23 protein-coding genes and 2 pseudogenes are annotated in these 26,159 nt (G+C 58.1%); 11 read left to right on the top strand and 14 right to left on the bottom strand.

The window, feature by feature from the left end; all coding sequences use genetic code 11:
• The 3 genes from GGD67_RS14870 to GGD67_RS14860 form a co-directional block, all read right to left on the bottom strand.
• On the bottom strand, positions 1-1,975 hold a 1,975-nt coding region (locus tag GGD67_RS14870), incomplete at its 3' end, for an AMP-binding protein (protein WP_210286472.1).
• A gap of 584 nt (positions 1,976-2,559) precedes the next feature.
• Positions 2,560-2,946 (bottom strand): ectoine synthase, encoded by a 387-nt coding sequence (locus tag GGD67_RS14865; RefSeq protein ID WP_179733797.1) that lies wholly within the window; start codon positions 2,944-2,946, stop codon positions 2,560-2,562.
• Positions 2,947-3,755: 809 nt separating this feature from the next.
• Positions 3,756-3,965, bottom strand: a complete 210-nt coding sequence (locus GGD67_RS14860) for a hypothetical protein (RefSeq protein ID WP_179733794.1) — start codon at positions 3,963-3,965, stop codon at positions 3,756-3,758.
• A gap of 406 nt (positions 3,966-4,371) precedes the next feature.
• Between GGD67_RS14860 and GGD67_RS14855 the strand changes: the two genes are divergently transcribed.
• Entirely contained in the window at positions 4,372-4,575 is a 204-nt protein-coding gene (locus GGD67_RS14855; RefSeq protein WP_179733793.1) for a hypothetical protein, read from the top strand.
• A 385-nt stretch (positions 4,576-4,960) separates the two neighbouring features.
• Here the strand turns inward: GGD67_RS14855 and GGD67_RS14850 are convergent, their stop codons facing one another.
• The 8 genes from GGD67_RS14850 to bioB form a co-directional block, all read right to left on the bottom strand.
• On the bottom strand, positions 4,961-5,167 hold the full coding sequence (locus tag GGD67_RS14850) for a hypothetical protein (protein WP_179733791.1): 207 nt from the start codon (positions 5,165-5,167) through the stop codon (positions 4,961-4,963).
• Positions 5,168-5,496: 329 nt separating this feature from the next.
• Positions 5,497-6,348, bottom strand: coding sequence for a pantoate--beta-alanine ligase (panC, locus tag GGD67_RS14845; protein ID WP_179733789.1), 852 nt, complete (start codon positions 6,346-6,348; stop codon positions 5,497-5,499).
• Between the two features lie 3 nt (positions 6,349-6,351).
• A complete protein-coding gene (gene panB, locus GGD67_RS14840; protein ID WP_179733787.1) occupies positions 6,352-7,230 on the bottom strand; it encodes a 3-methyl-2-oxobutanoate hydroxymethyltransferase in 879 nt (292 codons plus the stop codon).
• Between the two features lie 1,297 nt (positions 7,231-8,527).
• Entirely contained in the window at positions 8,528-9,793 is a 1,266-nt protein-coding gene (locus GGD67_RS14835) for an adenosylmethionine--8-amino-7-oxononanoate transaminase (RefSeq protein WP_179733785.1), read from the bottom strand.
• A complete protein-coding gene (gene bioD, locus GGD67_RS14830; protein ID WP_179733783.1) occupies positions 9,790-10,425 on the bottom strand; it encodes a dethiobiotin synthase in 636 nt (211 codons plus the stop codon). The genes GGD67_RS14835 and bioD overlap by 4 nt, the downstream gene beginning before the upstream one ends.
• Positions 10,425-11,576, bottom strand: coding sequence for an 8-amino-7-oxononanoate synthase (locus tag GGD67_RS14825; RefSeq protein WP_179733782.1), 1,152 nt, complete (start codon positions 11,574-11,576; stop codon positions 10,425-10,427). The genes bioD and GGD67_RS14825 overlap by 1 nt, the downstream gene beginning before the upstream one ends.
• Before the next feature lie 75 nt (positions 11,577-11,651).
• Complete coding sequence (panD, locus tag GGD67_RS14820) at positions 11,652-12,005, bottom strand: aspartate 1-decarboxylase (protein ID WP_179733780.1); 354 nt, start codon at positions 12,003-12,005, stop codon at positions 11,652-11,654.
• Positions 11,996-13,051 (bottom strand): biotin synthase BioB, encoded by a 1,056-nt coding sequence (gene bioB, locus GGD67_RS14815; RefSeq protein ID WP_179733778.1) that lies wholly within the window; start codon positions 13,049-13,051, stop codon positions 11,996-11,998. Before bioB ends, panD begins: the two co-directional genes overlap by 10 nt.
• Before the next feature lie 114 nt (positions 13,052-13,165).
• Here bioB and GGD67_RS14810 point away from each other — a divergent pair, with 114 nt between their 5' ends.
• The 4 genes from GGD67_RS14810 to GGD67_RS14795 all read left to right on the top strand — a co-directional run bounded on the left by GGD67_RS14810 (position 13,166) and on the right by GGD67_RS14795 (position 16,396).
• Positions 13,166-13,801: a GntR family transcriptional regulator gene (locus GGD67_RS14810; RefSeq protein ID WP_179733776.1), complete on the top strand. Its 636-nt coding sequence runs from the start codon at positions 13,166-13,168 to the stop codon at positions 13,799-13,801.
• 135 nt (positions 13,802-13,936) lie between these two features.
• Positions 13,937-14,254, top strand: coding sequence for a Dabb family protein (locus tag GGD67_RS14805; RefSeq protein ID WP_179733773.1), 318 nt, complete (start codon positions 13,937-13,939; stop codon positions 14,252-14,254).
• 139 nt (positions 14,255-14,393) lie between these two features.
• Complete coding sequence (pabB, locus tag GGD67_RS14800; protein ID WP_312013689.1) at positions 14,394-15,803, top strand: aminodeoxychorismate synthase component I; 1,410 nt, start codon at positions 14,394-14,396, stop codon at positions 15,801-15,803.
• The gene (locus tag GGD67_RS14795; protein WP_179733771.1) at positions 15,800-16,396 is read left to right on the top strand and encodes an aminodeoxychorismate/anthranilate synthase component II; all 597 of its coding nucleotides are present in this window, start codon (positions 15,800-15,802) and stop codon (positions 16,394-16,396) included. The genes pabB and GGD67_RS14795 overlap by 4 nt, the downstream gene beginning before the upstream one ends.
• Before the next feature lie 89 nt (positions 16,397-16,485).
• Here the strand turns inward: GGD67_RS14795 and GGD67_RS14790 are convergent, their stop codons facing one another.
• The gene (locus GGD67_RS14790) at positions 16,486-17,112 is read right to left on the bottom strand and encodes a hypothetical protein (protein ID WP_246790801.1); all 627 of its coding nucleotides are present in this window, start codon (positions 17,110-17,112) and stop codon (positions 16,486-16,488) included.
• Between the two features lie 1,795 nt (positions 17,113-18,907).
• Entirely contained in the window at positions 18,908-20,443 is a 1,536-nt protein-coding gene (locus tag GGD67_RS14785; RefSeq protein ID WP_179733769.1) for a S10 family serine carboxypeptidase-like protein, read from the bottom strand.
• A gap of 650 nt (positions 20,444-21,093) precedes the next feature.
• Between GGD67_RS14785 and GGD67_RS14780 the strand changes: the two are divergent.
• A pseudogene (locus tag GGD67_RS14780) lies at positions 21,094-21,531 on the top strand (S1/P1 nuclease); the annotation flags it as partial.
• A gap of 676 nt (positions 21,532-22,207) precedes the next feature.
• Here the strand turns inward: GGD67_RS14780 and GGD67_RS14770 are convergent.
• Positions 22,208-22,681: a MarR family winged helix-turn-helix transcriptional regulator gene (locus GGD67_RS14770; protein WP_179733766.1), complete on the bottom strand. Its 474-nt coding sequence runs from the start codon at positions 22,679-22,681 to the stop codon at positions 22,208-22,210.
• A 97-nt stretch (positions 22,682-22,778) separates the two neighbouring features.
• Between GGD67_RS14770 and GGD67_RS14765 the strand changes: the two genes are divergently transcribed.
• The 5 genes and pseudogenes from GGD67_RS14765 to GGD67_RS14745 all read left to right on the top strand — a co-directional run.
• Positions 22,779-23,147: an antibiotic biosynthesis monooxygenase family protein gene (locus tag GGD67_RS14765; protein ID WP_246790800.1), complete on the top strand. Its 369-nt coding sequence runs from the start codon at positions 22,779-22,781 to the stop codon at positions 23,145-23,147.
• Between the two features lie 30 nt (positions 23,148-23,177).
• On the top strand, positions 23,178-23,624 hold the full coding sequence (locus tag GGD67_RS14760) for a hypothetical protein (RefSeq protein WP_179733763.1): 447 nt from the start codon (positions 23,178-23,180) through the stop codon (positions 23,622-23,624).
• A 120-nt stretch (positions 23,625-23,744) separates the two neighbouring features.
• Positions 23,745-24,098, top strand: a complete 354-nt coding sequence (locus GGD67_RS14755; protein ID WP_246790799.1) for a hypothetical protein — start codon at positions 23,745-23,747, stop codon at positions 24,096-24,098.
• A complete protein-coding gene (locus GGD67_RS14750; RefSeq protein WP_179733761.1) occupies positions 24,095-24,778 on the top strand; it encodes a response regulator transcription factor in 684 nt (227 codons plus the stop codon). Before GGD67_RS14755 ends, GGD67_RS14750 begins: the two co-directional genes overlap by 4 nt.
• A gap of 363 nt (positions 24,779-25,141) precedes the next feature.
• Positions 25,142-26,098, top strand: a pseudogene (locus tag GGD67_RS14745) (IS5 family transposase); the annotation flags it as partial.
• Positions 26,099-26,159: the final 61 nt, after the last annotated feature.

Here is a 26,159-nt window from a genome sequence, read left to right as displayed (position 1 = left end):
GCCGATCGCCCTCGACAAACGGACTGGCGATGAACCGCTCGGCTGTCAGCTCAGGGCGGTTCAGGTAGCCCCGTGCCACTCCCGCCCCGCCAATGTAAAGCTCGCCCACCGCGCCGAATGGCACCAGCCCGCCACGGCCATCCAGCAGGTAAACCCGCGTGTTGGCGATTGGACGCCCGACGTGAGGCATCTGGGGCCAACATGACGGATCAGCTGCAAGGTGGTGCTCGGAAATGACGCTGATTTCCGTGGAGCCATATTGATTGATCAATCTCGCGTTCGGGTGTGCTTCGAAGAACGCTCTAAGCAATGGAGTGGCCTGCAATCGCTCGCCGGCTGTATAAAGCTCTCTTAAAGAGGGCAGCTGCACGCGCTGCGTGCTCCAGACTTCCGCAAAATGATTCAATGCCACGAACGGGAGGAAAAGCCGCTCGATCGCCTCGCACTCTACAAACTCCAGCAGGTCGGAGAAGCGCCTCCGGGTCTCTTCCCGCAGGAGCACAAGCACTCCGCCCTCCTTCCAACAGATGAACAATTCCTGACAGGACACATCGAAGTTCAGGGTCGCGAATTGAAGTGTGCGCAGCTTTGACGTGCCAATCCCCGCAAGCGAATTCACAAGCGCGCCATGGGACATTTCAACGCCCTTGGGGATTCCGGTTGAGCCGGAGGTATAGATGACATAGGCGAGATGGCGCGATGTGAGGCTAAGCGTGCCCGGGTCCGGGTTCGAAGGCGGCCGCTCGCCCCACGTCGGGGTCGCCGTCTCCAGATTGACGACCGTCACATCGGCCACGGCTTCGGCGCCCAATGCGGTTCGACCGGCGACATCGCAAAGCAGCAGTTTCGGTTTTGCATCGTCGACAATCTGCCGCAGGCGCGCTGACGGATAAGCCGGATCTAGCGGCAGATAGGCGCCGCCAGCCTTCAGGATCGCCAAGAGGCCAACCACCATCGCTAGGCTGCGTTCCAGGCAGATCGCCACCGGCTGGTCCGGCTTGACCCCGAGCTCGATCAGATAATGCGCCAGCCGGTTGGCCCGCGCATTGAGTGCGCCATAGCTCAGTCTCTCCTTCTCATGGACCACCGCCACCGCTTCCGGTGCCTTTTGCACCTGCGCCTCGAACAGCTCATGGATACATCGCTCAAAAGAATAAGGCGCCGCCTTCCCATTCAAATCCTCAAGTAGATACCTGCGCTCGTCAGTCGGCAGAATGTCGATCCGGCCGACAGACTGCCCCGCATCGTCCATCACGCCGCATAACAAAGCTTGCAAATGCTGCGTCATGCGGTCGGTCTGCTTGGGCGCTAATCGGGCGGCATCAAAATGCCAGCGGAAGTTTCCATCCAGAGCGCGAACCTCAAAGGTCAGCAAATCGCCGCATAAGGCTTGGCCAGCCTTGTGGCTCGTCGTCAGATCGTCAGCGATGGAACAGCTCTCTGCGGTGATTGCAATGCCGATCGGCCAAGGCTGGCGCGACCGTAGCGCCTCCACACTTCGCAATGTCGGACAGCGCGCGATAAGATCCCGGGTATAGCTAGCGTGCGTCCTCAGCTGAGCGACTTCGGCTGCTACGGTTTTGCGAACTTCTTCAAAATCGAGAGCAAGTCCGATGCAAACATCCATCGGCACGACGGAGGAGATCAACACCTCGACGAGTTTGCAGCCAGTTTGCAATACATCCCTTGCAGGCGTCCATCCCAGTTGAAGTTCTTTTTCCCCCGTGATCCGAGCGAGATAGATCAGCCAAGCCGTTACCAGATATTCCGACCGATCCTGTGGGGAAACTTGAGCCAAAGCGCTTGGGCAAAACCACGAACTCGACTGCCATCGGGAAGGCGCCGCAGCCACGGAGGATGACACGAAAGGAGGATGCAATCTTCTAAACTGCTCGAGCCGCCGTCGCCAAAACTCCTCCCCACGCGCCAGGAGTTCATGTGCGCCAGATATGCTCTGCACCTGTTCATCGCTCAAGATCGGAAGGCGACTTCCTTGATTCACGCAAATCGCTCACACTGGTTCTAATCTGTTTTGGGGCTTAGGCTGGTCTGCATTGATGTGGCGAGCCCCTTCGCCGAAGCAGATCACTCAATCTTCCTGCCAACCTTCCGCATCATCAAATATGGTGTCGGCAGTAGCCGCGGGGAGGCGTTGCGGTAATCGCAGCTGCCACTCAACCGCGTCAGAGTTTCTGGCAAGCGTTCTCATCGAACGGCTTCTCCTTTATGGCGCCCTTTTAGAGGATTACGCATGTATCGTGCCAAAGGTGAAATCGAGTGCAATCAATGCGGTAGCCACAGCAGTGCTATGTCAGCTGTCGAACAGCGCCGCCAGACATCGTACAACTGAGCGCGCTATCAATCGGCACAAGCCTCCGCTCGCGTGGTCTTCCGGACAGAGGAAAATGGACTTGGAATGCCAAAGTAATTTGTCGTAAAGCCGGGACAAAGACTTTTTCTGAGGTCCGCGCGTGCGATACGAGACAGCGCTGGATCGCTCGAGTAAATGTTTTCGCAATTAGCGGCAGTTCATGTTGGATTGGCGTTTCTTCGCATCGCTCAATATGTGGAGCCTGCCGGGTCGTCGAGCTTGTGGCGCTCGGTTCCGGTCAGGGGCGGGTTGAAGATGCTCACGAGGATCATGTCCTTGTCCCGTCCCCCGCGCAGGAAATGCTTGTCATGCTTGTCAAGCACATACATGTCACCCTTGCGAATGGGAAAGACATTGCCGTCCATGTCCTCGACCTCGCCCTCTCCGCCGATGCAGTAGCAGGCTTCGAGATGATTCCGGTATTGCAGAAGCGAAACGGTGTTAGCGCGCACCACGGTGTGGCAGATGCTAAAACCCATGCCGTCCTTATCCGTCAAAAGGCGGTGGCTAGTGCCATTGCCCCAATCGACGAAGCGATCGGTTGCTTCGACGTCGTGCAGGTTACGCACAATCATAGTGTTCGATTGCCGGGTGCAGGTTGAAGTGATTGATCCAAAAGCTGGAGGCCGTTGTTCTGCCCCGGAACTGCGACTTCCCTGTCGCGCGGCCGACCTGCGGTCTCCGTCGAAACAACCAACCGTCGGTCGCGGAGAGCCCGTGCAGTAGTCCTATCGGATAGGCTACACGCAAAAGGCCTGCCATTTGCCGACGGCGACTAGTGAGAATATCGGCGCGAGGGTATTTCGCAGCCGATCCCGATCGGCGCGTACCAAATTGATGTTCCACCCTTCGCGTGGTGCCGCCGCTCACCTTTGTATTCCCCAGAATGCTGCTAGAGATATTGCCGGCGACATAAACTGTCTCCAGTCGCAGATTTGGCAAGTCGTTTCCTTCCTTGCTGTGCCTCTCGCCGCGAACACGGTCCGCAGCGTCTCAGCTAGTAGAGCAAATCTCATGCCGTGGTCACAGGCCGATGAAGGATGAATTTGTGGCTGTCTCAGCTGGCTAGCGAGTGAGAACGATTTGCCTGGGCGTGTAGCCAATCTAACAAACTGCCGAGATATGGCCGAACACAAACAGGCCCGCGAGCGAGAACCGGTCGAACAGTGCGGCTTTTTATTCCGCTATGGCAAGTGCCGATATAGATTGAGCACCTGATACCCGAGCCGAATGAACTCACGTGCAAGTCCGCAGATCAGGTCCTCGGGGCTAGGCCAACAGCGGGCGGATATCGTCGATTATTTGCCGTTTCGCGAGCTCATGATGATGCCGTCGGCGAGAAATTGCGTGGTCCCGAATGCGCGCGTCGTTCGCGGCTCGGCGCCTAGCTTGCCGGCATGTCCGTCCCCTTCGGAAGGCTAAACGCGAGCGGAAAGGTGTCGGCCGAAAGAGACTCGAGCGCGGTCTGCTCTTCGGTGAGGCGTCTTTCAATGAACTGACGTTCGACATCCGACAGGTTCGACTTCAGCAGGCGACGATAGCGGTGGACGTTGTTGCGGTGAGCACGAATGCGCGCCAAATATTCATCAAGCATCCTGGACGCTCCTGAGGTCGTCGCAATCTCAACGAAGAGATATTCAGGTGAGCATGTCGTCGATCAGCGCGGCGCCTGTCATCGCACCTCGGAACCCGTTCGGCAGGCGGACAAGGACCATGGCAGTCCGTGCTATCATTCGTTCGCCTAGCCTAGCTTAGGCTAGCCTTTCCATCGCGACGATCCGCAGCGTTTTTGGCACGCCATACGCCGTCTTTCTGCTCGGTTAGTCCCTCAAACAGAGCTGGACGCTTGTAAGGCGCAAGGAATAGTCGGTCACGCCCCCGGCGGCGGACGCTTATCCCTAACAAGCTCGCCCGTCAGTATTCTCTGCCGACGAGCTGAACATCATTTGGCGATGTGCTATACGCATCTTCGTTGAGAACAGCTTTGTTTGAGAGTTTCGATGTCTCTTTCGATTGGATTGATTGTGGACGGCTATGTGAAACTAAACAACCGCAGCGCGCTGGAGAACCTTCTGGCGCATCGGCGGGAGCTACTGCAGCAGTTGAACTGCGTTACTGGAGTTGATCCAAAGCCAGCGATCGCTCAGGTCAGTCAAGACATCACAGTGATCGAAAGGGCACTTGCGGCGCTCGCACAGGACTAAACAGCAACGGCGCACCGGCTCGCGTGAGTTGACGGCGCTCCGGCGCCGAACACTGAGTTCGCCCTCGTTTCCGGACGAAGGTAATTAGCGCGACGCCTCACCGGCATCGTGGCGCGCGTGCGCCAAGGCTTGGATGCGCTGCCTGTTGTACGAGCTGCTCTCTCGTTTCAACGAACGGCCTCGCAGCGAGCAACGCGCCAACCGATTCACATCAGATAACGCCGCGTCTTGGCTAGGCCGCCATCGATTTGCGACCACGATACACCTCTGCGAGCTGGTCGGATCGCTATGCCGCAGGCTACGCGACGGCGCGCGCGAACCTGGATAGCAGGCCAGGATCTTCAGCACTTTAACTTGGAAATTCACCTCAATGACAAGCCATGCCCTAGATCTTTCGCCACATCGATGGTGCCCTGGAAAGAGCTTCCTGACCGATCTGTTTAAGCAGATCGGGGCGCGTCTCACCTCTGGTGGCGGCCTCCAGGATTTTGGAGGCAACGTAGGCGCGGACGCCGACGTCATACGGTGGGACGGTCTCGCAAACCTCATCCAGGATCGTGCGCAGAAGCGCGGTCGTGGCACCGTCCAGCATTGGGAGATCTCCCTCATACCATCGAGGAAGATAATGGGCATTTGCTGGACCGCAACTCAAGTACATCAGATCCTCCGCGAATGTCATAATACTGAACCGAACTCGCACTTGGCTGCTCTCGGCAGCGTGGGAGCGGCCCCGCCTCGCTCCACCCCGTCTGCGGCAGAGCCAATCTCCAACCGACATCATGAACTCGAGCGTGGGGCAGTTGCTCAGCACGCAAAGGGCAGTTCCCGATCGTCTTCGAGAGTTCTTCCAGGATGTTGAGGATCTCAGGGCCAACCCATCCGGTTCGAGTGGCTTCTGAGCGCTATCACTTGCGGATCTGCCTACGACGGCGACCAGAACAGGTCTACATTGTCGATCAACCGAGTCGAGCCGACGTACGCTGCGACACAGAGCACCGCCGGATAACGCAGAGGGCTCTCCGCAATCCTTAGGGTCCCAGTGTCGACAAGCTCAAGGTACTGCAGTCGATCGACCCTTTCCAAATGCTTTCTTGCAAGCGCAATCAGCGTTGCCGCGTCGCGCTCCCCTGAGGCGAACTCTTGCGCTGCGGCGGACAAGCCACGGCTGATCGCAAGGCTTCGACCACGTTCTTCCGGGCTGAGATAACGGTTGCGACTGCTCATTGCCAGCCCATCTGGCTCCCGCACGGTTGGCACAGTGACAATCTCGATCGGAAGATTCAGATCAACCGTCATGCGGCGTATCACAGCGCATTGCTGAAAATCTTTCTGTCCAAAGTACGCGACGTCCGGCTGCACCATGTTGAATAGCTTGCAAACGACAGTCGCTACACCACGAAAATGTCCAGGCCTGAAAGCTCCGCAGAGCGGTTTTGCGAGTTCGCCCGGCTCGACAAAGCTCTCGAATTGGGCCGGGTAGATCTCCTCTGCACTTGGCGCGAAGATGATGGAGACCCCGGCCCTGCGGCACAACGCTTCATCGCGCGCGAAGTCGCGAGGGTACCTGCTGAGATCCTCATTTGGGCCGAACTGAGTGGGGTTGACGAAGATGCTAACGACAGTGACGTCGCAATGTCCCCGGCTAGCCGAGATCAGGGCCAGGTGGCCCTCGTGCAAGTATCCCATCGTCGGAACGAATCCGATGCGCTTATCGGCCTTGCGAACGTCTGCAAGGGCGCGACGCAGCTCAGCGACCTTCGTAATGACTTGCATTTCTTACCCTGAGGTTGAGTTGGAGGGCACCCAGTTGGCGACGGCAGGCCGAAGCTGATCAGGAAGCCGATAGCACTCCTCTGAGCCCGGGAATGCACCTTTGCGGATATCGGCAGCCCAGCGCGACAGCGCCTCCTGGAACAACTGGAATCCATTTGTATAGGCACGAACGAATTTGGGGCGATGGCCTTCGGTTAGCCCCAAGACATCATGAAACACGAGCACTTGGCCCGAGCAATCGGGTCCTGCTCCGATCCCGATGGTTGGTATCGTGAGAAATTCGGTCGCTCGCGCCGCGAGCTCGGCAGGAATGCCCTCCAGGACCAGCGCGAAGCAGCCGGCTTCCTGCAGACGGTGCGCGTCATCGAGCAGCCGCAAGGCGGTATCCGTTGTCCTTCCCTGCACCTTGAATCCACCCATGACGTTGACGCTCTGCGGGGTCAGACCTAGATGTCCCATCACAGGAATTTCGCAATCGACCAAGGCGCGTACCATCTCGATGCGTTTGGCACCACCCTCGAGTTTCACAGCATCGGCGCCGCGCTGCAGAAAACCTCCTGCATTGCGAATTGTATCCTCAGAACCGAGATGAAAGCTCAGAAAGGGCATATCGGCAACAAGCAGAGCATGAGGCCTCGTGCGCGCAACAGCCTCCAGGTGATGATTCATCATGGCCACGCTGACGGGCAGCGTGTTGTCGAATCCCAGGCAGACGTTTCCAACGCTATCGCCGACCAGGATGATATCGACAATGGGATCTGCGATGCGCGCCGCAACCGCATCGTAGGCGGTGGTCATCACGACACGCCGTCCTTTATCCTTCCACTGCTGCAGTGCCGGAATCGTGACACGTTCTAGAGGCTGCTCTGAATGGTGGCTCATATTGGATCCTCTCCCACACACCGTCGGCGCTTCCTAGAGAAAGCGGGAGAAACCTGTCAATGGCATGGAGGATGGAGATCCCAGTTCTCTAAAACTGGAGAACAACGCAAAAACAGTCCAATGGTCGCGCAACCATGAGGCAAGACCTTCCTCATCGCGATTCCCCCCAATGGCTCATCTTCCCGTACAGCTTCAGCGACTATGCCCGCCGCCGCCTCGATCGAGGAGTGGCACTCGCGACGAGCCACCATCTGCACGCGCTTTCTGCGCTGATTGCAGGCTCTCCAAACGGTGAAGGCTCGACCCGACCGGGCTGCAGATGCACGCAGTGGCGACTTCCTCTCCAGGGCACATCTCCAGGGCACATCTCCATGTCTGCTCCCTAGGGGTACTCGTGAGACTCCTGCTTCGGCGCTGACGCAGCGAGCAAAGCAAACGGATGGCAGGCCATGAACGTCCAAACGTGACAGGCCGCTGTAAGCGCAGCGAGAATCGCGGTCGAGTAGACGTCGTCGCGAAGGCGCTCAGACCGAGCCAGCCTGCTGGCCCTGTAAGTCCTGAAGTCGATTATTTTTGCCGATGTTTCTGTCACTTGATTTCCACGCGCTCTAGAGGGAACACTCGAAGCCGCAACAAGTCTGAGCAGGGCGGTAGCGGCACAACTCGGTCTAGTCCTAAGCCGCTCGCAACCATCGAAGCCATTTTTGATCGGCCTCCCGCCGCGCCTTGAAGCGGTTGACGCATTTCGTGGAGCAAAGGGCCGTTCGCCAGCAGTAATGGCGGATCAGCCCAAACTTTCCTCCGCATATGGCGCAGCATGTGGCTGAATGGTGGAGGGAATTACGGAAGCCAATGTGCATTCGCGCCTCCTGTCAGACTTTTACTTGGGAAGCCCCGCTGCCCTCTCACCACATCACCACGCGCGCACCAAATGTGCGGTCGCCCGGCGGCCCGTCTCCCCGGTTCTTGCAGCCATCAAGTGACTGATGTGCGGCTGCCTCGTGAAGCAGTACTTTCCGCAGAAAGCCTCGCCGAGAATTTGCTCAAGATAATGGATTTCTCTATCGTGATTAACGCAATTCGCTCGACATTTCGGCCAAATGCTGCGCCTTTCATGTCTAGCCCGCAGGATTGCTGCGGCAGTTGGATCTGGAGCGCTTAAAGCAAGTGCTCAAAGCACGATCAGCCTGCGAGCCGTGGGTGCTGCATCCTCGTTGCACTATCAAACGGCAGCAATACGGACACTTTCGCCTTGCAAGATGCTGTCACTGCAGACGATTGCACAGTCTCATGCACCTCACATCAGGAAGTCAGCAGCGTCACGGATGGCAGCATAGATTTCATCAAGGTCGGCCGCCGTAACGCAGTAAGGCGGCATCACGTAGATCGTGTTACCGAGTGGGCGTAACAGCAGATTCCGCGCTTGGAAGAAAGCCAAAAGCTTCAGCCCGATGTCCGCCAGATAGCCTGCATCGCTCGTGTTGAGTTCAAGCGCTGTGACTGTTCCTGTGCGTCGGACGTTTGCGAACCGTGAATCGGCGCGGAATGGCACGAGTGCCTGTTCTTGCATCCTGGCCAAGGATGCCGGCCGCCGACGATATTCCTGATCCTGCCATAGGTCCAGATTGGCCTTGGCGGCAGCACAGGCCACCGGATTGGCCGTATATGAGCTCGAATGAAAAAACGTACGGGTGCGATCTTCAGAATAATGCGCATCGAAAATATCGGCACGACAGAGTGTGACGGCGAGCGGCAGCGCCCCAGCCGTGAGGCCTTTCGAATAGCAGGCGATATCGGGCGTGACATCGGCCTGCTCACACGCAAACAAGGTACCCGTCCGGCCCCAGCCCGTCATGACCTCGTCGGCAATAAACAGCACATCGAAGGCTTCGCAGATCCGCTTCATCTCTCTTAGCACCGAGGGAGAATACATCAGCATTCCACCGGCACCCAATATTAGGGGCTCCACGATAAAGGCTGCGGGATGTTGGTTTCGACACGCGTTCTCAAGCGCATCGAGCGCTATTTGCTCACGATCTCTTGCCGGGAACGGAATCGAGGTCACCTCGAACATCAGCGCCTCGTAGGCCCCATTGAAGACACCTCGGCTACCTACCGACATCGCCCCGATCGTGTCGCCATGGTACGAGTTCTGCATCACCACAATTTGGGTTCGCTGTCTTCCGGTATTGTGCCAGTAGCCGAGCGCCATTTTCAGCGCGACTTCGACGCTGGTCGACCCGCTATCGGAGAAGAACACATGCTCGAGCGCCGGGGAGGTGACCTTCAATAGTTCCGTCGCAACTTGCTCAGCCGGGTCGTGAGTGTATCCGGCGAAGATGACCTGGTTGAGCTTGCCTGCCTGCTCTCGGATCGCGTTCACGATGTATGGATGGCAATGGCCGTGGGTCACGACCCACCAGGAGGAGATTGCATCGATAAGGCGCCGGCCGTCTTCGGTGTAGAGATAAGCCCCCTCTCCCCGCAGCACCTTCGTCATGTCCCGCTGTAGAGCATGCTGCGTGAACGGGTGCCAGATCGGCGACCTCTTGGCTATCTTCATAGGTTCAGGAAATCACTGCTAACAAAGGAGTCTTTGAAAGCGGCCTGCAGCCTTTCGTCCGTGAGGGGAACAAGCCATGGGAGCCGTCCCAACCAACGCACTCTCCCGCTCTCGCAAATCGCGCTTTCAGTTTCGGTGTTTCTTTCCCCAATGAACGCAATTCCAAGGATTCGAATCTGACGCTTCCGCAGAGCCTCTATGGAGAGCAGGGAGTGATTGATTGTGCCCAGTCCCGTCCTTGCGCAAAGCACGACGGGAAGCTGCCAGCGCTCGAAGATGTCGATGTAAAGAGTGCGGGCTGTCAGCGGCACCATGAGTCCGCCGGCCCCCTCGATCACGAGTTGCCGCTCGCCGCTGTCCGGCAGTCGAAGCGTCTCTGTATCTATGCGAACGCCGTCGATCTCCGCGGAGTAATGGGGCGACGCAGGCCTCCGAAGTCGATAGAGCTCCGGGACAATCCGATCGGACGAGAGGCCGCCGAGGCGGCGGACGCACTCGGAGTCGGTCTCTTGTTCGAGTCCAGCCTGGACCGGCTTCCAGTAATTCGCGCCGAGAAAGCCGGCGAGCCCTGCGGAAAATACCGTTTTGCCGACCCCGGTGTCCGTACCAGTCACGACGATCCGCTTATTCATCAAAACGAGCCCCTCGTCACCTCAACCAGCGCATCGAGCATTGCGCGCACGTCGGCCTCCCCAACATTGAGTGTCAATGAAATTCGCAAGCGGGCGGTGCCTGCAGGGACGGTTGGCGGCCGAATTCCGCGGATATCGAAGCCGCGCGCCTGCAGAGCAGAGGCAACTCGCATTGCATGAGCATTGTCACCTACGATGTACGGCACGATCTGAGAGGTCGATGGTGTGCGCAAACCAAGCGAGGTGATCTGCCGATGCGCGAACGCAACGAGTTTGGCCAGCCGTTGCTGCCGCTCCGGCTCTTTCTGCAGGATGAGGAGTGCCTCTCGAACGGCAACGGCCATTAATGGTGGTGGGGCGGTAGCAAAAATAAACGGACGGCAGCGGTTGACCATGAAATCGCGCAAGATGCCGGAGGCCGTAACAAGTGCACCCGCCGCACCGAGCGCTTTGCCGCAGGTATGAACGACGATGAGATTTTCGCGCCTGTCATAAGGGGCCGTGAGCCCTCGTCCCTGATGCCCGTAAGCGCCTGTGGCATGAGCCTCATCCACGATCAGAAACGCGTCATGGCGATCGGCGATTGCCACCAGCTCTTCGAGTGGAGCGAAGTCGCCATCCATACTGTAGAGACTTTCGGCCACAATCCAGACGCGGCCCGCTCCACCTTTGGTTCGCCAGTCGCGAATTGCGTCTTCGACTGACTGGGAATCATTGTGCGCGTGAATTCGGCACTCTGCGCGGCCGGCTCGTGCCCCCTCGTGAATACTGGCGTGCACGAGCGAATCGAGAACGAGCAGATCGCCGCGCTGCGGCAGCGTTGTCAGGAGGGCAAAATTTGCGATGTAGCCGCCTCCAAAGAAAAGCGCTGCCTCCGCGCCAAAGAACTTGGCCGCTTCCGTTTCGAGCCGTTCATGCTCCTCGCAATTGCCGCGCAGAAGCCGCGACCCGCCGGCTCCAACCGGAGTGCCCGCCTCGAGCGCGGCGACCATCGCCATTTTGATGCGCGGGGCGCTCCCGAGCGCCAGATAGTCGTTGGATGCAAAATCGATCCCCACGCGCGGCTTGAGGCAGCGCAGGCGTTTATCTTCGTTCAAGGCATTCAATGCTGCGACGTAGGGACTAAGTCTAGCTGCTTGGATTGACCGCATTCATCGCTCCCAGGATCGCATCAATCACGCAAAAAATGCGTTGGCCGTTTAAGAAGGAAGGATGGCCCTTGAGGTTCAACTTGCCAGGATGCGATTGTCTCGGTCCACACGCACAATGCGTGGCTTGAATATCTTTGCTTCGGCCTCGTCAAATGAGGCATATGCAACGATAATGATCTTGTCTCCGGGCATCGCCAGTCGGGCGGCCGCACCGTTCAGGCTTATCGTGCCAGACCTCGGCGGCGCCTCGATCACGTAGGTGGCAAAGCGCGTTCCAGTTTCGACATTGTAGATTTCGACGCGCTCGTTGATCACCATTCCTGCTGCCTCAAGGAGCGTACGATCTATCGAGATCGAGCCTTCATAGTGCAGATCAGCTTCGGTCACTGAGGCGCGATGGATTTTGCCCTTCATCAAAGTTATCTGCATTTCTCACCTAGGCTGGATGCAGCGGCAACATATTCCGCGCACTGCTTTCCTCCGGCGAGCCCGGACGTGACGCCGAGCCGGGCCAGCAGATCCGCATCGCGATCAACTTTCGGGTTATTGGTGGTCAAGAGCACGTCCCCGATGAAGATTGAATTTGCGCCGGCCAAGAAGCAAAGCGCCTGCAATTCATCGGTCATGTATTGCCGCCCGGCGGACAAGCGAACCACACTCCTCGGCATCATGATCCGAGCGGTCGCCAGCAGCCGGACCAGCGCGATCGGATCGGGAGGCTCCGCCGTGTCTTCCACCGGCACGCCCGAGATCTTGTTCCACAGGTTGATCGGCACGCTTTCGGGATGTTTGGGAAGATTGGCGAGCAGCACGAGCATAGCTAGGCGGTCCTCGACGCGCTCGCCCATGCCGATAATCCCGCCGCAGCAGATCTTGATGCCGGCATCGCGCACATGCGCCAGCGTATCGATGCGGTCCTGCAGGCTGCGGGTGGTGATGATCTTACTGTAAAACTCGGGCGATGTGTCGACGTTGTGATTGTAGAAGTCAAGGCCGGCCTCGGCGAGGCGCGCGGCCTGCTTCGGTGTCAGCATGCCGAGCGTGACGCACGTTTCCATGCCGAGTCCTTTGACCGCGTTGACCATGTCGCAGACGGAATCAAGATCGCGATCTTTTGGCGTGCGCCATGCCGCGGCCATGCAGAAGCGGGTGGCCCCGGCATCCTTCGCGCGCTGCGCGGTCGCAACCACATCGGCGCAACGCATCAGACGGGTCGCTTTCAGGCCGGTCTCGTAATGCGCGCTTTGCGAGCAGTAGCCGCAGTCTTCCGGACAGCCGCCGGTCTTGATGCTGAGTAGGCTCGCAGTTTCGACGTGGTTTGGATCGAAGTTCTTGCGATGAGCGCGCTGCGCCTGAAGCATCAGGTCGGCAAAAGGAAGATCGTAGAGCGTCTTAGCCTCTCCGACGTTCCAATGATCACGAACCTGCGCCCCGTTGCTTGCTTCGTTCCGTTGGACTTGCGCAGCAGCATCCATAACCCAATCCCGCTCAATTGTAGATAATCGCGTGAATTATCTATAGTCATTGCTCTCGAAGAGATGCTAATCGAGCTGCCTCGCAAATGCACCGGTTATTGCGGTAGATAATCTATGATCACTGCTGACAACATGACGACGGTCGCGCGCATCGCGGACTCAATCGCTGAGCGCATTATCAGCGGCGCCTTAGAGCCAGGCGCGCCACTCCGTCAGGATCACCTTGCAAGAGAATTCAATTCCAGCCACGTCCCGGTGCGCGAGGCCTTTCGGCAGCTGCAGGCACAACATCTTGTTGTCGCTGTGCCGCGCCGCGGTGTTCGGGTTGCCCCGCTCGATACCCGTTCAGTGAAGGAGATCGCCGAAATGCGCGCCGCGCTCGAAGTGGTGGCATTGCGCCATTCGGGGCCAAGGCTCACGTCAGCTCATTTGGCTCGGATCGAGCTCACCGTGATCGAAGGAGACAATGCAAAGACGATCGAGGAGTTTGAGATGGCCAACCGCGCCTTTCACCAAGCCTTGGTCGCGCCGTGCGGAATGCCGCGTCTGCTCGCGAGCCTCGATGGACTGCAGCTTGCCAATTCTCGATTGGTGTTCGCGATGGCGCGTTCGGTGGGCTGGCGACCGCGCTCCAATCAAGATCACCGCCTGATTCTGCAAGCCTTGCGAACGCGCAACCTCGATCAAGCCTGTAACCTGCTCACGCGCCACATTCAAACCATTGAGCGCCTTGCCCTTCCGGCGTCCTGAGGAAATCCGGCAAGCTTCATTGCGGATCGCCGACGATCGCAAGCGACGATCATGCAGCAAGCGACCAGCCTCATTGCAACGGGCTCTATTCCCAGATAATTATGCCACCCGCTAGCGACATCTCCACGGACGGCCATGATTCGCCACATCGTCTTCTTCAGCGCCAAGGACGAGGCGCATATCGACCAGATCATCGAAGGTCTTTCGCTTCTCACCACGATACCACATGCGCGCCGGCTTGAGGTTGCCCGCAACCGCAAGACCGATCAGCTCGGCAACGATATCGACATCGTGCTCTATGGTGAGTTCGACAGCGAGGTGGAGCTCGCAGCGTACAAAGCGCACGATCTCTACCAGGAGTCGATTAAACGGGTCCGACCGCTCCGCGAGCTTCGGCTCGCTGCCGACTACAATGTATCAATAGATACCGCTTTCGTCTTCACGGCAGGATGATCCAGGTGCTGCCGCAGCAAAACGTCCACCGCCGGCTTAACTTGGCAATGAGCCTCAAGTTCCGGTCCATCGCAGACCAGCGTCGTTCTCATTGGGTGGGGCAACAGATGGAACGGCACTTTCGCGGCGTCAGCCTCCGGTGACCGATGACCCGATGTACGTTCGCGAGTTGCAGTGGGTTGAACCTGTCACAGCGATGCGACGTCTTGGGCATCGATCGCATCTCACGTTTCTCGATAGCGCAGCAAGGCACGAGCTGCTTGGGCGCTACTCATATCTAACGTGCGACCCGTTCAGCACCTATAGGGTTGCAAACGGCCAAGCCAGTTTGAACGGACTGACTCTCGAGGCCGATCCATGGAAGGTCCTTCGCACGCTACTCGCAAAGTACCCGCAAGAGCATCGTCCGGATCTCCCGCCGTTCCAGGGAGGAGCGGCAGGCTACCTTGCCTACGGCATGAACAGGACATTGGAGCGATTGTCTGCGCCGGCAATTGCCGGTCTGGGTTTGCCCCAATCCATCCTGCATTTCTATGACGTGGTCATCAGCTTCGACCACCGGGATAACAAATGCTGGATCGTTTCGACCGGGTGGCCGGAGCAGGATCGCGTGCGACGGAGCGAACGAGCGCGTCGTCGAGCCGACGAGTTTGCAGCATTGCTTGACGGTCCAAAGGCGCCACAGAAGGGTTGTCCCAGCAAGGCGGGCGAATGGCGCTCGAACTTCAGCCGCGAGGGCTACATTGCGGCGGTACAACGCGTGATCGACTTGATCCTGGCGGGTGACGTGTTCCAGACGAATATTGCGCAGCGTTTCAGCACCCGCCTGTCGACCTCATTTGATCCGCTCGCCTTCTATTGCCAGCTACGATCATTGAATCCAGCGCCTTTTGCGGCCCTGCTGCGATGGGGAAAGCTGACCATCGCATCAAGTTCGCCGGAACGATTCCTGAAGCTTGAGGGGCGACAAGTCGAGACACGACCCATCAAGGGCACGATCGCGCGTTCGCCTGATTCCAAGGAAGACCACCGCCGTGCGGCTGTTCTCCTCGCTTCCGAAAAGGATCATGCCGAGAACACGATGATTGTCGACCTTTTGCGTAACGATCTGTCACGCGTTTGCACTGCGCATTCGGTCGAGGTTCCGGCCCTGTGCAATCTCGAGTCCTATGCCTCGGTGCACCATCTCGTGTCGATCGTTACGGGGAAACTTGCCGAAGACGAAGACGCCGTTAGCCTGCTCCGTGCTTGCTTTCCCGGCGGCTCCATTACGGGAGCGCCAAAGCCGCGGTCGATGGAAATTATTACAGAAATCGAGCGCATAGCGCGAGAGGTCTATTGTGGGGCGATCGGCTTCATCGGCTTCAACGGGCACATGGACACAAGTATTGCGATCCGCACTGTCACGATCGACGGCGACTTGGCTGTGTTTCATGCGGGCAGCGGTATAACGGCCCTGTCGGAGCCCGAGGCCGAATACGAGGAAACGCTCGCCAAGGCAGAGCGAATCTTTGATGCATTTGGTTCTGAACCAGCTGGTGCATTTTGATTGTCATCATCGATAATTATGATTCCTTCGTGTTCAACATTGCGCGCTATTTCCACAAGCTCGGTGAAGCAACGGAAGTGATCCGAAACGACGCTATCAGCATCAGCGAGCTCGTTGGTCTCAAGCCGCGCGCGGTGGTGATATCGCCCGGCCCCTGCACCCCAACTGAGGCAGGAATATCGACAGCAGTGGTCCGCGAACTTTCAGGGCGCGTGCCAATTCTCGGCATCTGCCTTGGACATCAGTGTATTGCGAGCGTTTTCGGAGGACGGGTGGCGCGTGCGTATCGGCCCATGCACGGTCGGCGCTCATACGTTGAGCATGACGGCCGAGGGTTATTCAAGGGGCTGCCAACCCCGCTTGGCGTCGGGCGCTACCATTCTCTTATCGCAGAGCTTGATCAGTCCTGTGCGCATAACCTCATAGTGACAGCGCGTTCGGAGGAAGGCGAGATCATGGCCCTCACGCACGGCTATTACGCCACCTATGGGGTCCAGTTCCATCCCGAGTCGATCCTTACCTCACAGGGGCACGTTCTGCTTATGAACTTCTTGCGACTGACAGAGGATGTCCGAAACCAGGCGCAGCAATGAGAGGCTCGGCCTGTCCATCAAGATGGTGGATGGTTGGTTTCGGACGTGGTTGGAAGGAGCAGCGTCATATGCCAGTCATTTTGTGGTAATCAGCGCTGTTGCGTGCTCGGCTCCGCAGTCAGCGGCGCGCCTCCGATAGAAACCGGACCTTGCGGTTTCGAGCGCCGGACGTCTCTCTTGGCCGGCTTGGATGTGGTGCGCACGGGTGGCGAAGAAGCAGCAGGAGCAGGAGAAGCAACAGGCGCCGGATTCTGCAGCTCCTCGATTCTCTGGGTCAGAGCTGCGACCTGATCCGAGATCCGCTTTAGCTCGGCTTGCTGGGCATCGACATTGCGATTGAGCTCGGCAATTTCATCGGCTGTCTTCTGCTGCCCTGATTGGATCCCCAAAAGGACGGCCCTATCTTCAGATGACAGGCCAAGCGTGGGAGGCTCGACTTCATGCGCCGGCGGCGCCTCCGCAAACGTTTCGATATTCGTCCAAAAATAGGCTCCTCCGGCGCAAAAAGCGAGCAATACGGCTAGAAGAGCAAAGATCCACCGAAAGCCTTTCGACGGTCTCCGCAAGGCCAACGGCAACTCCGATTCCTGGGATTGATCCGTCACAGCCCGCGCTCTCATCATCTCGATCTGCCTTGGTTGTTCTCGTTGCCGCGATAGCAGAAGATGGTCAAGAGCTGGCGCGAGCCGCAACCCCGGCTGCATCGTTTTCAGCAATGTTGTCCCCAAAACCGAGGCTTCATCGCATCAGGGTTTGTACGAGCTTCGCATTGCGCCCCAGGTGGTGAGGTAAATAATGAGGGCCGGTAGAGGGGTTTACCCGTGAAGCACATTCATACCTGCTTGCTCTTGAGGGGGCCGCCTCACTCAAACGCTGTGCGCGTTGGGGATTTGCTGGGTGACGCCCCCAGCGCTCCTGTGCCTGATTGTTCGAGGGTCGATAGTTGTCGCGCCGAAGTTGACCTGGCGCAGAAATGCTGCGCAAACCACGCAAAAAGCGCGTGATGCGAGCGCAATCATAAGACTAACTATATCGTTCGATGGAGAGGGACCTACGTTGTTAGTGGGCACTGCACGAAGCCCAGCCAGGAGATCAGATCCGCCGTTCAAAAAAGCGGGCACGACATGCGAAAGCGAAGCGTTTCGAGGAAGCGGATCCCTACGGCTGCTTAAGCAGGTCATCTACAACCGCCGGGCCGCCATACGTGGAAAACCACACCAGCGCACTCTGTCCGGCTGCGTACCGTCTTGCGTGACGTCTTGCAGGGATCCTAGCTCGCCAAAGGTCGACCGCGGGATCTAAATGAAAGCAAATGCGAGCAGGCTAGAGCAAAGCAGCGCAAGCCCAGCGGCTGTCAGCGCCAACAGGCTGCCGGACACAATGTCATGATTGCGCATGAACCGTCCTTCATGGGGAAGCAGCACGAGGGGGCGGCTGCCTTCACGGTGAATAGCCGATTACCCGATTACTACTCAAATTCGCTGCACTATTCCTGCGGTCTGCGAGGGAAAATGCATTTTTTGAGCGCAAATGTCCCGCTGTTCGGTGGCTAACGGCGAGAACGAACGAGTATCAAATTTTGTGAAGTGTTGGTGGCCTATAGGCTGTGTGGGTGGGATGCCCCGTAAGAGCCGCCCCTCTCCAGGGCACGGGATGTGAGCCGTTTCATAATTGCGATATTCGTTTCGAGTAATCCTGGTTGCATGCGCGTTCTCCTAACTGGTAAAGCACCAACCCGCATATTCCGAAAAAGGCTGCTAAGAATTCTACGACGTGCAATGTCGCCGGCTCGAGGGTCCCTAGGGGGTCGTCGCATCGACAATTGTCCACTTTCATTGGAGTATTAATGCCGTCCTCGCTTTGTGGCGTTCGAGCGCTCCAGGCAGAGGCTCTGCGACGTCGCGGGCTAGCAGAATTGGGGTCGCTGCCGCGGATGTCTCAGAAGCGGCGGATGGCAGCGCAAAAGTCGCGGCGGATGCAGGTGCCGCTGCAGAGAGCGAAACGATGGTCGAGGCCCGGAGCAAGATGAGTTTGCTCTTGCAAGCGACATATTTTGATTCATAGCCGTAGAACATTGCTCGTGCCAGACCCGATGTACTCTCAGCGCGCCGGTTCTTCTTGCATGCTTGAGCCAGCCGCGAGATGGTAGCAAGATCGTTCCAGCTTTGGCACGGGCACTCATCAATATGCACCCACAGCCTGATTGATGCGATGCAAGTTGGATGAAGGCCGGGTAGTTGGCGGTGAGTTTGTCATCGCGCGCCACGCGCCGGTATGCTCGACGTTGTTGAGGAAGCGCTCGACGGAATTCCGGTTCAAATAGAGATGCGGGCGAAGATTGATTGGATCTCAGCGATTGCAGCGCGGCGGAATGTTGGCCGATGCGCCTTCTTCCGGTCCGCATCATAACCTCGGCCGTCCAGGAGCATTGCTCCTGACTTTAGGTGAGATACAAGTCTTTCGGCGAGTCATTCGCCTCACGCGAACTTGCTTGTGACCAAATCGTCGGCGTTACTTCATCATCGCTTCGACCTCTGCACGAAAAGCTTGGCGCGAGGTATCTCGTGAATAGAACATATGGCCGCCCGGATAGACTACAAGCTTGAGGCGCGGCGCCGAGGCAAACGGCGGCAACTGATCCAGCACGATCTGCGATGCGAAATAGGGGGTGACGAGGTCAAACAGGCCGTGTGCGACGAGCAATTTCATCTTCCGGTCCGTTGCCAGAATCTGGCGCAGCTGTGAAAGGGACTCTGGAGAGCCGCGACCGAAATCCCAAGCCCGCCCAACCGCGCCGTTGCGCAGCTCGTAAGACCCGTCCGGCCGCCAATTAAGCTTGCGCGTAAGCAGATCGACAGTGGCGCTGGTCAGAGGCGCCAATAGCGTATCGCTGGAGGGATCACCGGAAAGTGGGAAATCGGAGTCCGGATACGGATTGAGGCCACGCACCGAGGCGTCATAATTGCCAATTAACTTACCGTTTTTACGCTCGAGTTCACGGCGGAACTCCGGGAGGCCGAAGCGGCCCGCCAGCCTACGACTGACCTTCTGGTCGATGCCGGTCAGCGCTGCGGCCTTGTCGGCCAGGCGCGTGGTCGCTTCATTGTCCGCCTGGCCTTTCATGAGATCGACCAGAAACTCGCCGCGTGCATAGGCTTCCACGTCGGCAAGATCAGATCGCTTTACCGGACCCTCGGCTTCGCGCAGGGTCGCGACATAGCTTGGCAGGGTTGCGACGTATCGCAGCAGGCTCGTGCTGGTAAACTGACTGTAGTCGAACAGTGGCGAGACCATAATCAGTCCCTTGATGCCTATGCCCTGCTGCATCTGCAACTGCTGGACAACCTTTGGCCCGCGAATCCCGCCATAGCTTTCACCCACGATGTATTTCGGCGACAATAGCCGGTCATGCATTTCGAGCCAGCGGCGGACCACCAGCGCGAGCGCGTTGACGTCGCCGTCAACGGAATAGAGCTGCTTGCGCGCATCATCGCCGGTTCCGACGAAGCGGCTATAGCCGGTGCCTACGGGGTCAAGAAACACGAGATCGGTGAAATCGAGCCAAGTTTCCGCGTTTGGCCGCGCCTCCGGAAAGGTCGATGGCGTGACCTCGTCCGCATTGATCGGCAACCGCCACGGTCCGGCATTACCGAGGTGCAGCCAGGCCGATGATGAGCCCGGTCCGCCATTGAAGAAGAATGTTACGGGGCGCGAGCCGCGGTCGGCTCCGTCAAGCTGATAGGCAGTATAGGCGATGTCGGCCTGGGGCTCGCCCTTGTCGTCGAATAGGCGGATGGAGCCGGCGGTCGCGACGAAAGAAAGCGTCCGCCCGGGGAGCTCAAGCGTTTGCGCGGTGCTGGAGTCCGGCGGCAGGCGATGCTGCTCGGCCGGCGATCGCATACTCGGCGTTTGCCCAGCGCCAGCCTTCTGGCCGGGCGGCGTAGTGACCTGAACAGGCGCCGAATCGGCGGCTAGAGCGCTCTCCATTCCCCCGCAGGCAAACAGGATCAGCGCAAGAGAGGTGTGGCGCAGCGCGGTCAAATGCATCGAGTTTCTCCTGTCCCGGCGCGCACCCTATGCGCGGAACCCATCTGTCAAGCAATTCTGATCGCTAACTCATTTGGAGGTACAACAAACCTACTAGAGCCAGTAGTCGTCATCATCACCGCGTGCGCGCACAAAGGGGGAATTCCCTCCGTGCATACAAATCTAACCGGGTGGACCCCCAACTCGCCGACGAGCATGCGGTGTTATCGATGCGTGCTTCTGCCGGCTCAAGGAGGTTTCAGCGCGTTACAACCGGCTACGACAAGCTTGCGAGAAATCTCCTGGCCGTCGTTTACCTTGTCGCCATCGTCAGAGTGAGTATTGGATCCTTGGCCTGACTCCTAATCCTCCTCGCGGCTTTTACGATCATGTTGGCGGCACGTGACCAGCACCAAAATGGCTTCGTGCCACGCCCGACGGCATCCATGCCCCCGGTTGACGTGCCGTAACACAAGCACCTGCCTATGTCCTCTAACGACTTGACGCACTTCATCAATATTGGGCAATCACTCAGACCCATGCTTGCGATCTGCACCGCAGCTGTAGGCAGCACATCTTCCGCCCTAGCGTGGGGACAGCTACGTCATTCTGTCATCGCGGAACTGGCGTAGCGGCACTTAAGTCCGGCAGCTCAAGCTCAAGGAGCCGATCGGCACACTTCGCTGGCCGCCATCTCAAACTGGGTGGGCGACTATAAATCAACGCCGGAAGGAAAGGACACCTATCGCCGGCATTTCGTCGATATCGACATCGAGCGGCCGACATATGACGTCGCTCTTGGTTGCAAGGTTGAACACAACCAGGGAACCTGCATCCTCGAAGGTCTTCCGGCGGCGATTGCGATCCTCAAAGACAATTCACGCCCTGAGGAAGACAGGTTGCGTGCGCTGAGGCTCGTTGTCCATCTGGCTGGGGACCTGGAGCAGCCGTTCACGCAAGCGAACACAACGGCGATCAATGCGGTAACAAACTTTATGTCATCTTGCACGCGAAGCGACCCGACGGCACGTGATGTACGCGCGCCGACATTCCACAGCATGTGGGAGGACCTCTCTGGTCGGTCACCAAGCGTATCGTGGGAGAGTTAAACTGATGCGCTGGATGCCGGTCCGCTGCCAACAGTCGAAGCCCCGCCCTATGATGAAGCACGAGTTGCTGCTTGCGCGAACGATACGCACGCCGTGGGTATAAGAGCCTATCAGCTCCTGCCAGCAGGAACGCTGGACCACAACGATTCGGGCCACGCCGTAGGATCAGCAACGATTATGCCGTAGCCATCAAAGCGGACCTGGATCGCGAGGTGGTAAAGGAAGCCGCGCGTCTTAAGGCTATTCTGGAAGATGCACTCGGCAATTCCTAGACGAACTGCCAACCTTAGGTCGGCCGCAGAACACCTCCCACTAATTCTCGATAATCATGATTTAACAAGATCAGTGTTGGATGCTTTGTACACTCGAAGTCCGCACGATATCCGAGGACGGTTCTGCGCGATGAGGGTCGTGCGGCTTGAAGGCAATCGGCGCGCGAACCGCGTACTAAGCTAAGGTTGAAACTCATTAAATCCACCATACACCAGATCGCAGCATCCAGCAGATACTATTGAGGACGCGTCGGTCGTTTTACCCGAGGGTCTCCACGCGGCTTGTTTGGTAGCATAGACTCGATAGCTGCCCATTCGTAGCGTTAGTTCATGGCGCATGATCGAAGCCCCAGTTTGGGAGCTTGAATCCCGGGCGCCGGGCCAATCACAATGCTTTTGCCATGTCAGGCCGACTTGTCCTCACGACTGCCCTCAAGCTTATCTCGCAAGGCCGTGATCACGCGATGGACAATCCGTATATCCTTGACCGACAGCCCTTCTGAAAGATCGTTGATCCAGGGAGCCTGCAACTCCATTGCGGCTTCGAAGGCGCGCTGTCCATTCGTAGTGAGCACGACGAGCTGCGCCCGTCGGTGATGCGGGTTGACCTCAAAAGATACGAGGCCCTCTCTGTGCAGATCATTGATAATCCGCTGCACGTTTTGACGATTGCCGCCGAGGTCACGTGCGAGCCAAGCGACCGGTTGGGGACGTTCGGCGGACACAATGGCGCCAAGCACCTGCCAGCGTGCGCTTGTTAGGCCGAGCCGGGCGACCAGACGGTCGCCGGCCGTCAGAAATAGGCTGTCGAGCCTGAATAGATCGAGAACAAGGTCGGTCAGGGCGTCACCCTCCGGGGTTCGCTTGGCTCTATTCATTTGTCACCATCGTTTTGTATTGACATTATGATGTCAAAGTGGTACGTGAACATAATACCAATTAGACACCACGTATCAAATAGCAATGGAGGCACTCATGTCGCTGCTACGCCCACTCGACCCTTCTTTCCCGATCGACCGTCAGATCGCTATTGAGGCAAATTCGGTCGTCCTGGTGAACCCATTCACACTCGACAAAGCCGATGAGGCGGCTTTTCTCAAGACCTGGCAGGACGACGCAGCGTTCATGAAGCGACAGCCGGGCTTCATTTCCACTCAGCTGCACAGAGCTCTCGGCGACAGCTCGACCTATCTGAACTACGCCGTCTGGGAATCCACCGCAGACTTCCGCGCGGCCTTCACCCATCCTGACTTTCTAGCAAAAATCGCCAGCTATCCGGCCTCCGCGATAGCCTCCCCTCATCTGTTCCAGAAAGTTGCCGTGCGCGGCATCTGCGTTGCCTAGCCCTGCTCTTTTTAGGAAGGGAAGATACTCATGATCAAGTTGATCCATCCTGTCGCTGGTGCCTTGGCTATCGGAACGATCGGCACATTTTGGCTGTCGACGGTACTCAGCGAGCTGTTCGCGTCCCATGCCACAGTTGCAGCGGTTAAGAGCACCATACCGTGGGGTTTCTTGTTGCTGATTCCGACGCTCGCTGCGACCGGTGGTACAGGTGTCATCTTGGCAAAGGCGCGCCGGGCCGGACTGATCGGGGCCAAATTCAAGCGCATGCCATTCATTGCAGGAAACGGCATCGTGATTCTTATTCCGTCTGCGCTCTTCCTCGCGTCCAAGGCTCAGGCGGCAGAATTCGATGGCACGTTCTATGCTGTGCAGGTGATCGAGCTCGTCGCGGGCGCAACAAACATTACACTTCTTGCTCTCAACATGCGGGACGGTCTCAAAATGAAGGGATGGTTGCGCCACAAACCCGCTTGATCAACTGAACCAGAACCGCGCGGACAACTGACCTGAGGCCCGGTATTGTCGTGGCTTTATGAGTACGCGCCCTAAAATGTTCTAGTTCTCCCGCCGGAGAACAGGCCGGGTGGTATCAGAATGCGTAGCCCGATCAGCAGTTTAGAACGTTCGGCCCTTCAGTTGACCTTCGGCAGCATAACCCTGACCGTGGTAACACTGGCCTGCTTGTACCTTCACGCGCATTTCGCTGCGAAGGCGTTCGCGTATTTGTTAGTGATCTTGCTGTTTTCGCTGATGGGCAGTTTCATTGCGTCGTCGGCGCTTTGCATCGTAACCATCGCTGCTCTCGCTTACTACTTTGCGCCGCCGGCTTGGAATGGGTCTTGGTCGATCGTGGAAGCTCATGGAGGACGACTGTCAATGGCCCACAAAAATGGACCGGGCGCGACCTTCCAGGTTGCCCTACCGCCGCATAAGGAGGCCGTCTCGTGACAGGACGATTTGACTCGCCAGGTGAAGTCAGCAATGCCGAGTCCTCGACAAGGGAGGTTGTCTTCGTCGTGGAGGATGACATCTCAATGCGTCGCTCGCTTACGAATCTTTTTCAATCGGTAGGGTTAGGCGTCATTGCATTCGGATCGGCGCGCGAAATGCTGCAGAGCCCGATCCCGGACGTTGTTAGCTGTCTGGTTCTTGATGTCCGGCTGCCAGGCTTGAGCGGCCTTGACTACCAGACCGAGCTCGCGAGGTTGAACATACATATTCCGATCATTTTCATTACCGGCCATGGCGACATTCCAATGACTGTCAGGGCCATGAAGGAAGGAGCGGTCGATTTTCTCAGCAAACCGTTTCGCGATCAGGAACTGCTTGATGCCGTGGTTGCGGCGACCGAACGCGATCGCAAAAGACGGGACGCTCAGCAGATCGTCGCGAACCTGCAGTCTCGATTTGAGACCTTAAGCCCGCGCGAGCAGGGGGTGATGAAACTGGTCGCTGCCGGCCTGATGAACAAGCAGGTGGCCGCCGAGCTTGGGCTCGCCGAGATTACGGTCAAGATCTACCGGGGACACGTAATGAAGAAGATGCGTGCACGGTCGCTGGCCGACTTGATCAGAATGACTGAGACGTTGGGAATTGGCGCCAATCGTCCTGAACAAACACAAGTATGATTTTACAATTTCATCAGTCGAGCCGATCTTTAGCCGAAGGTGGCTAATGCTTGCAGCCGCTATTCCCGCTTCAGGAGGGCTCGTCTTGTCCGCGCCTGTGATTTCCGTCGTTGACGACGACGCCTCAGTCCGTGCGGCGACAGAGAACTTTTTGAAATCGCGTGGCTACATCGCCCAAATATTTGCCTCGGCCAAACACAGAGGAGCCCGGAGCAGGCTAGAACGCTTTGAGAAGCCGTACGGTTGATTGCGATTGCTGGGGTTTGGAATAACCGGCTTGGTTGCGCGCTCATCGAGTTCTTCACGCAATTCGGCGCTATCATAGGCTTTGTCAGCGAGCATCCATTTAGGCCGCTTGACCCTGCGCACGAGGCCGGCACGTTACGCAGCCAGGACCTCAAGCGCGTCACGGTAGATACCACAGTGCAGTCGAAGGCCATCACCATTCCGACCGATGCCGAGCTCCTGCATGCGGCCATCAAGGGCCTCAATCACCTGGCGAGAAGGCACGGGGTCAGGTCTGGCAATCCTATGCTCGCGCGGCCAAGGCCGCCGCGATGATGGCTTCCCGCTACGCTCGCGCCAAACAGTTCAGGCGGCATCAGGGACAGTTGCGCACCCTGTGTAGCAGGCTCGGCCCAATCATTCGCGACATCCGCCGCAAGATCGAGGGCCAGCCGGCACTGGAGGAGCCCTTCGCCCTTCAACTCGGCTGGGCCGCGCACATTCGTTCGCAGCAGCAGCGCCAGCGCGGCTGGAAGCTTTATTCCTTCCATGCTCCGGAGGTGGAGTGCATCGGCAAAGTCAAGGCCGCCGCGCCCTACGAGTTCGGCGTGAAGGCCTCCGTCGTCACCAACAATCGCCGCGCTCCCGGCGGACTGTTCGTGCAGCACGCGAGCGAAATGCCCGACAATCCGTATGATGGCACACCCTGCGGGACGTCATCGAGCGCACCGAGACGCTCACCGGCTGTCCGATCGAGCGGGCCTATGTCGACAAGGGGTACCGCGGCCACGATGCGCAGACTCCCCGTCGCGACTTCAGCTCCGGCCAGAAGCGCAGCGTCTTCGGTGTCATCAAGCGCGAGCTGCGCCGTCGCTCTGCCATCGAGCCCATCATCGGGCACATAAAGGCCGAAGGCCACCTCGGCCGCGGCTACCTCAAAGGCCGCGCCGGCGACGCCGCCAATGTCGTCCTCTCAGCCATCGGCCACAACTTCCAGCCGCATCCTCGCCCGGCTCAGAGAACTCTTGGGCGTCTTCCGCGAGTTGCTAATGGCGAACGCTCGCCTCTCCAACACAGCTCAATCCGGCTTCTTAACTCAGGAGTTGGAGCTTGGAGGCCAAAGTGCGGTTCATTCCCACTGGATCCGGATGCGAAG

It is taken from the genome of Bradyrhizobium sp. IAR9 (genome assembly GCF_013408065.1).
Taxonomy (GTDB): domain Bacteria; phylum Pseudomonadota; class Alphaproteobacteria; order Rhizobiales; family Xanthobacteraceae; genus Bradyrhizobium.
The sequence above is the reverse complement of the archived record's forward strand: the minus strand, read 5'-3'. Positions and strand labels throughout refer to the sequence as shown.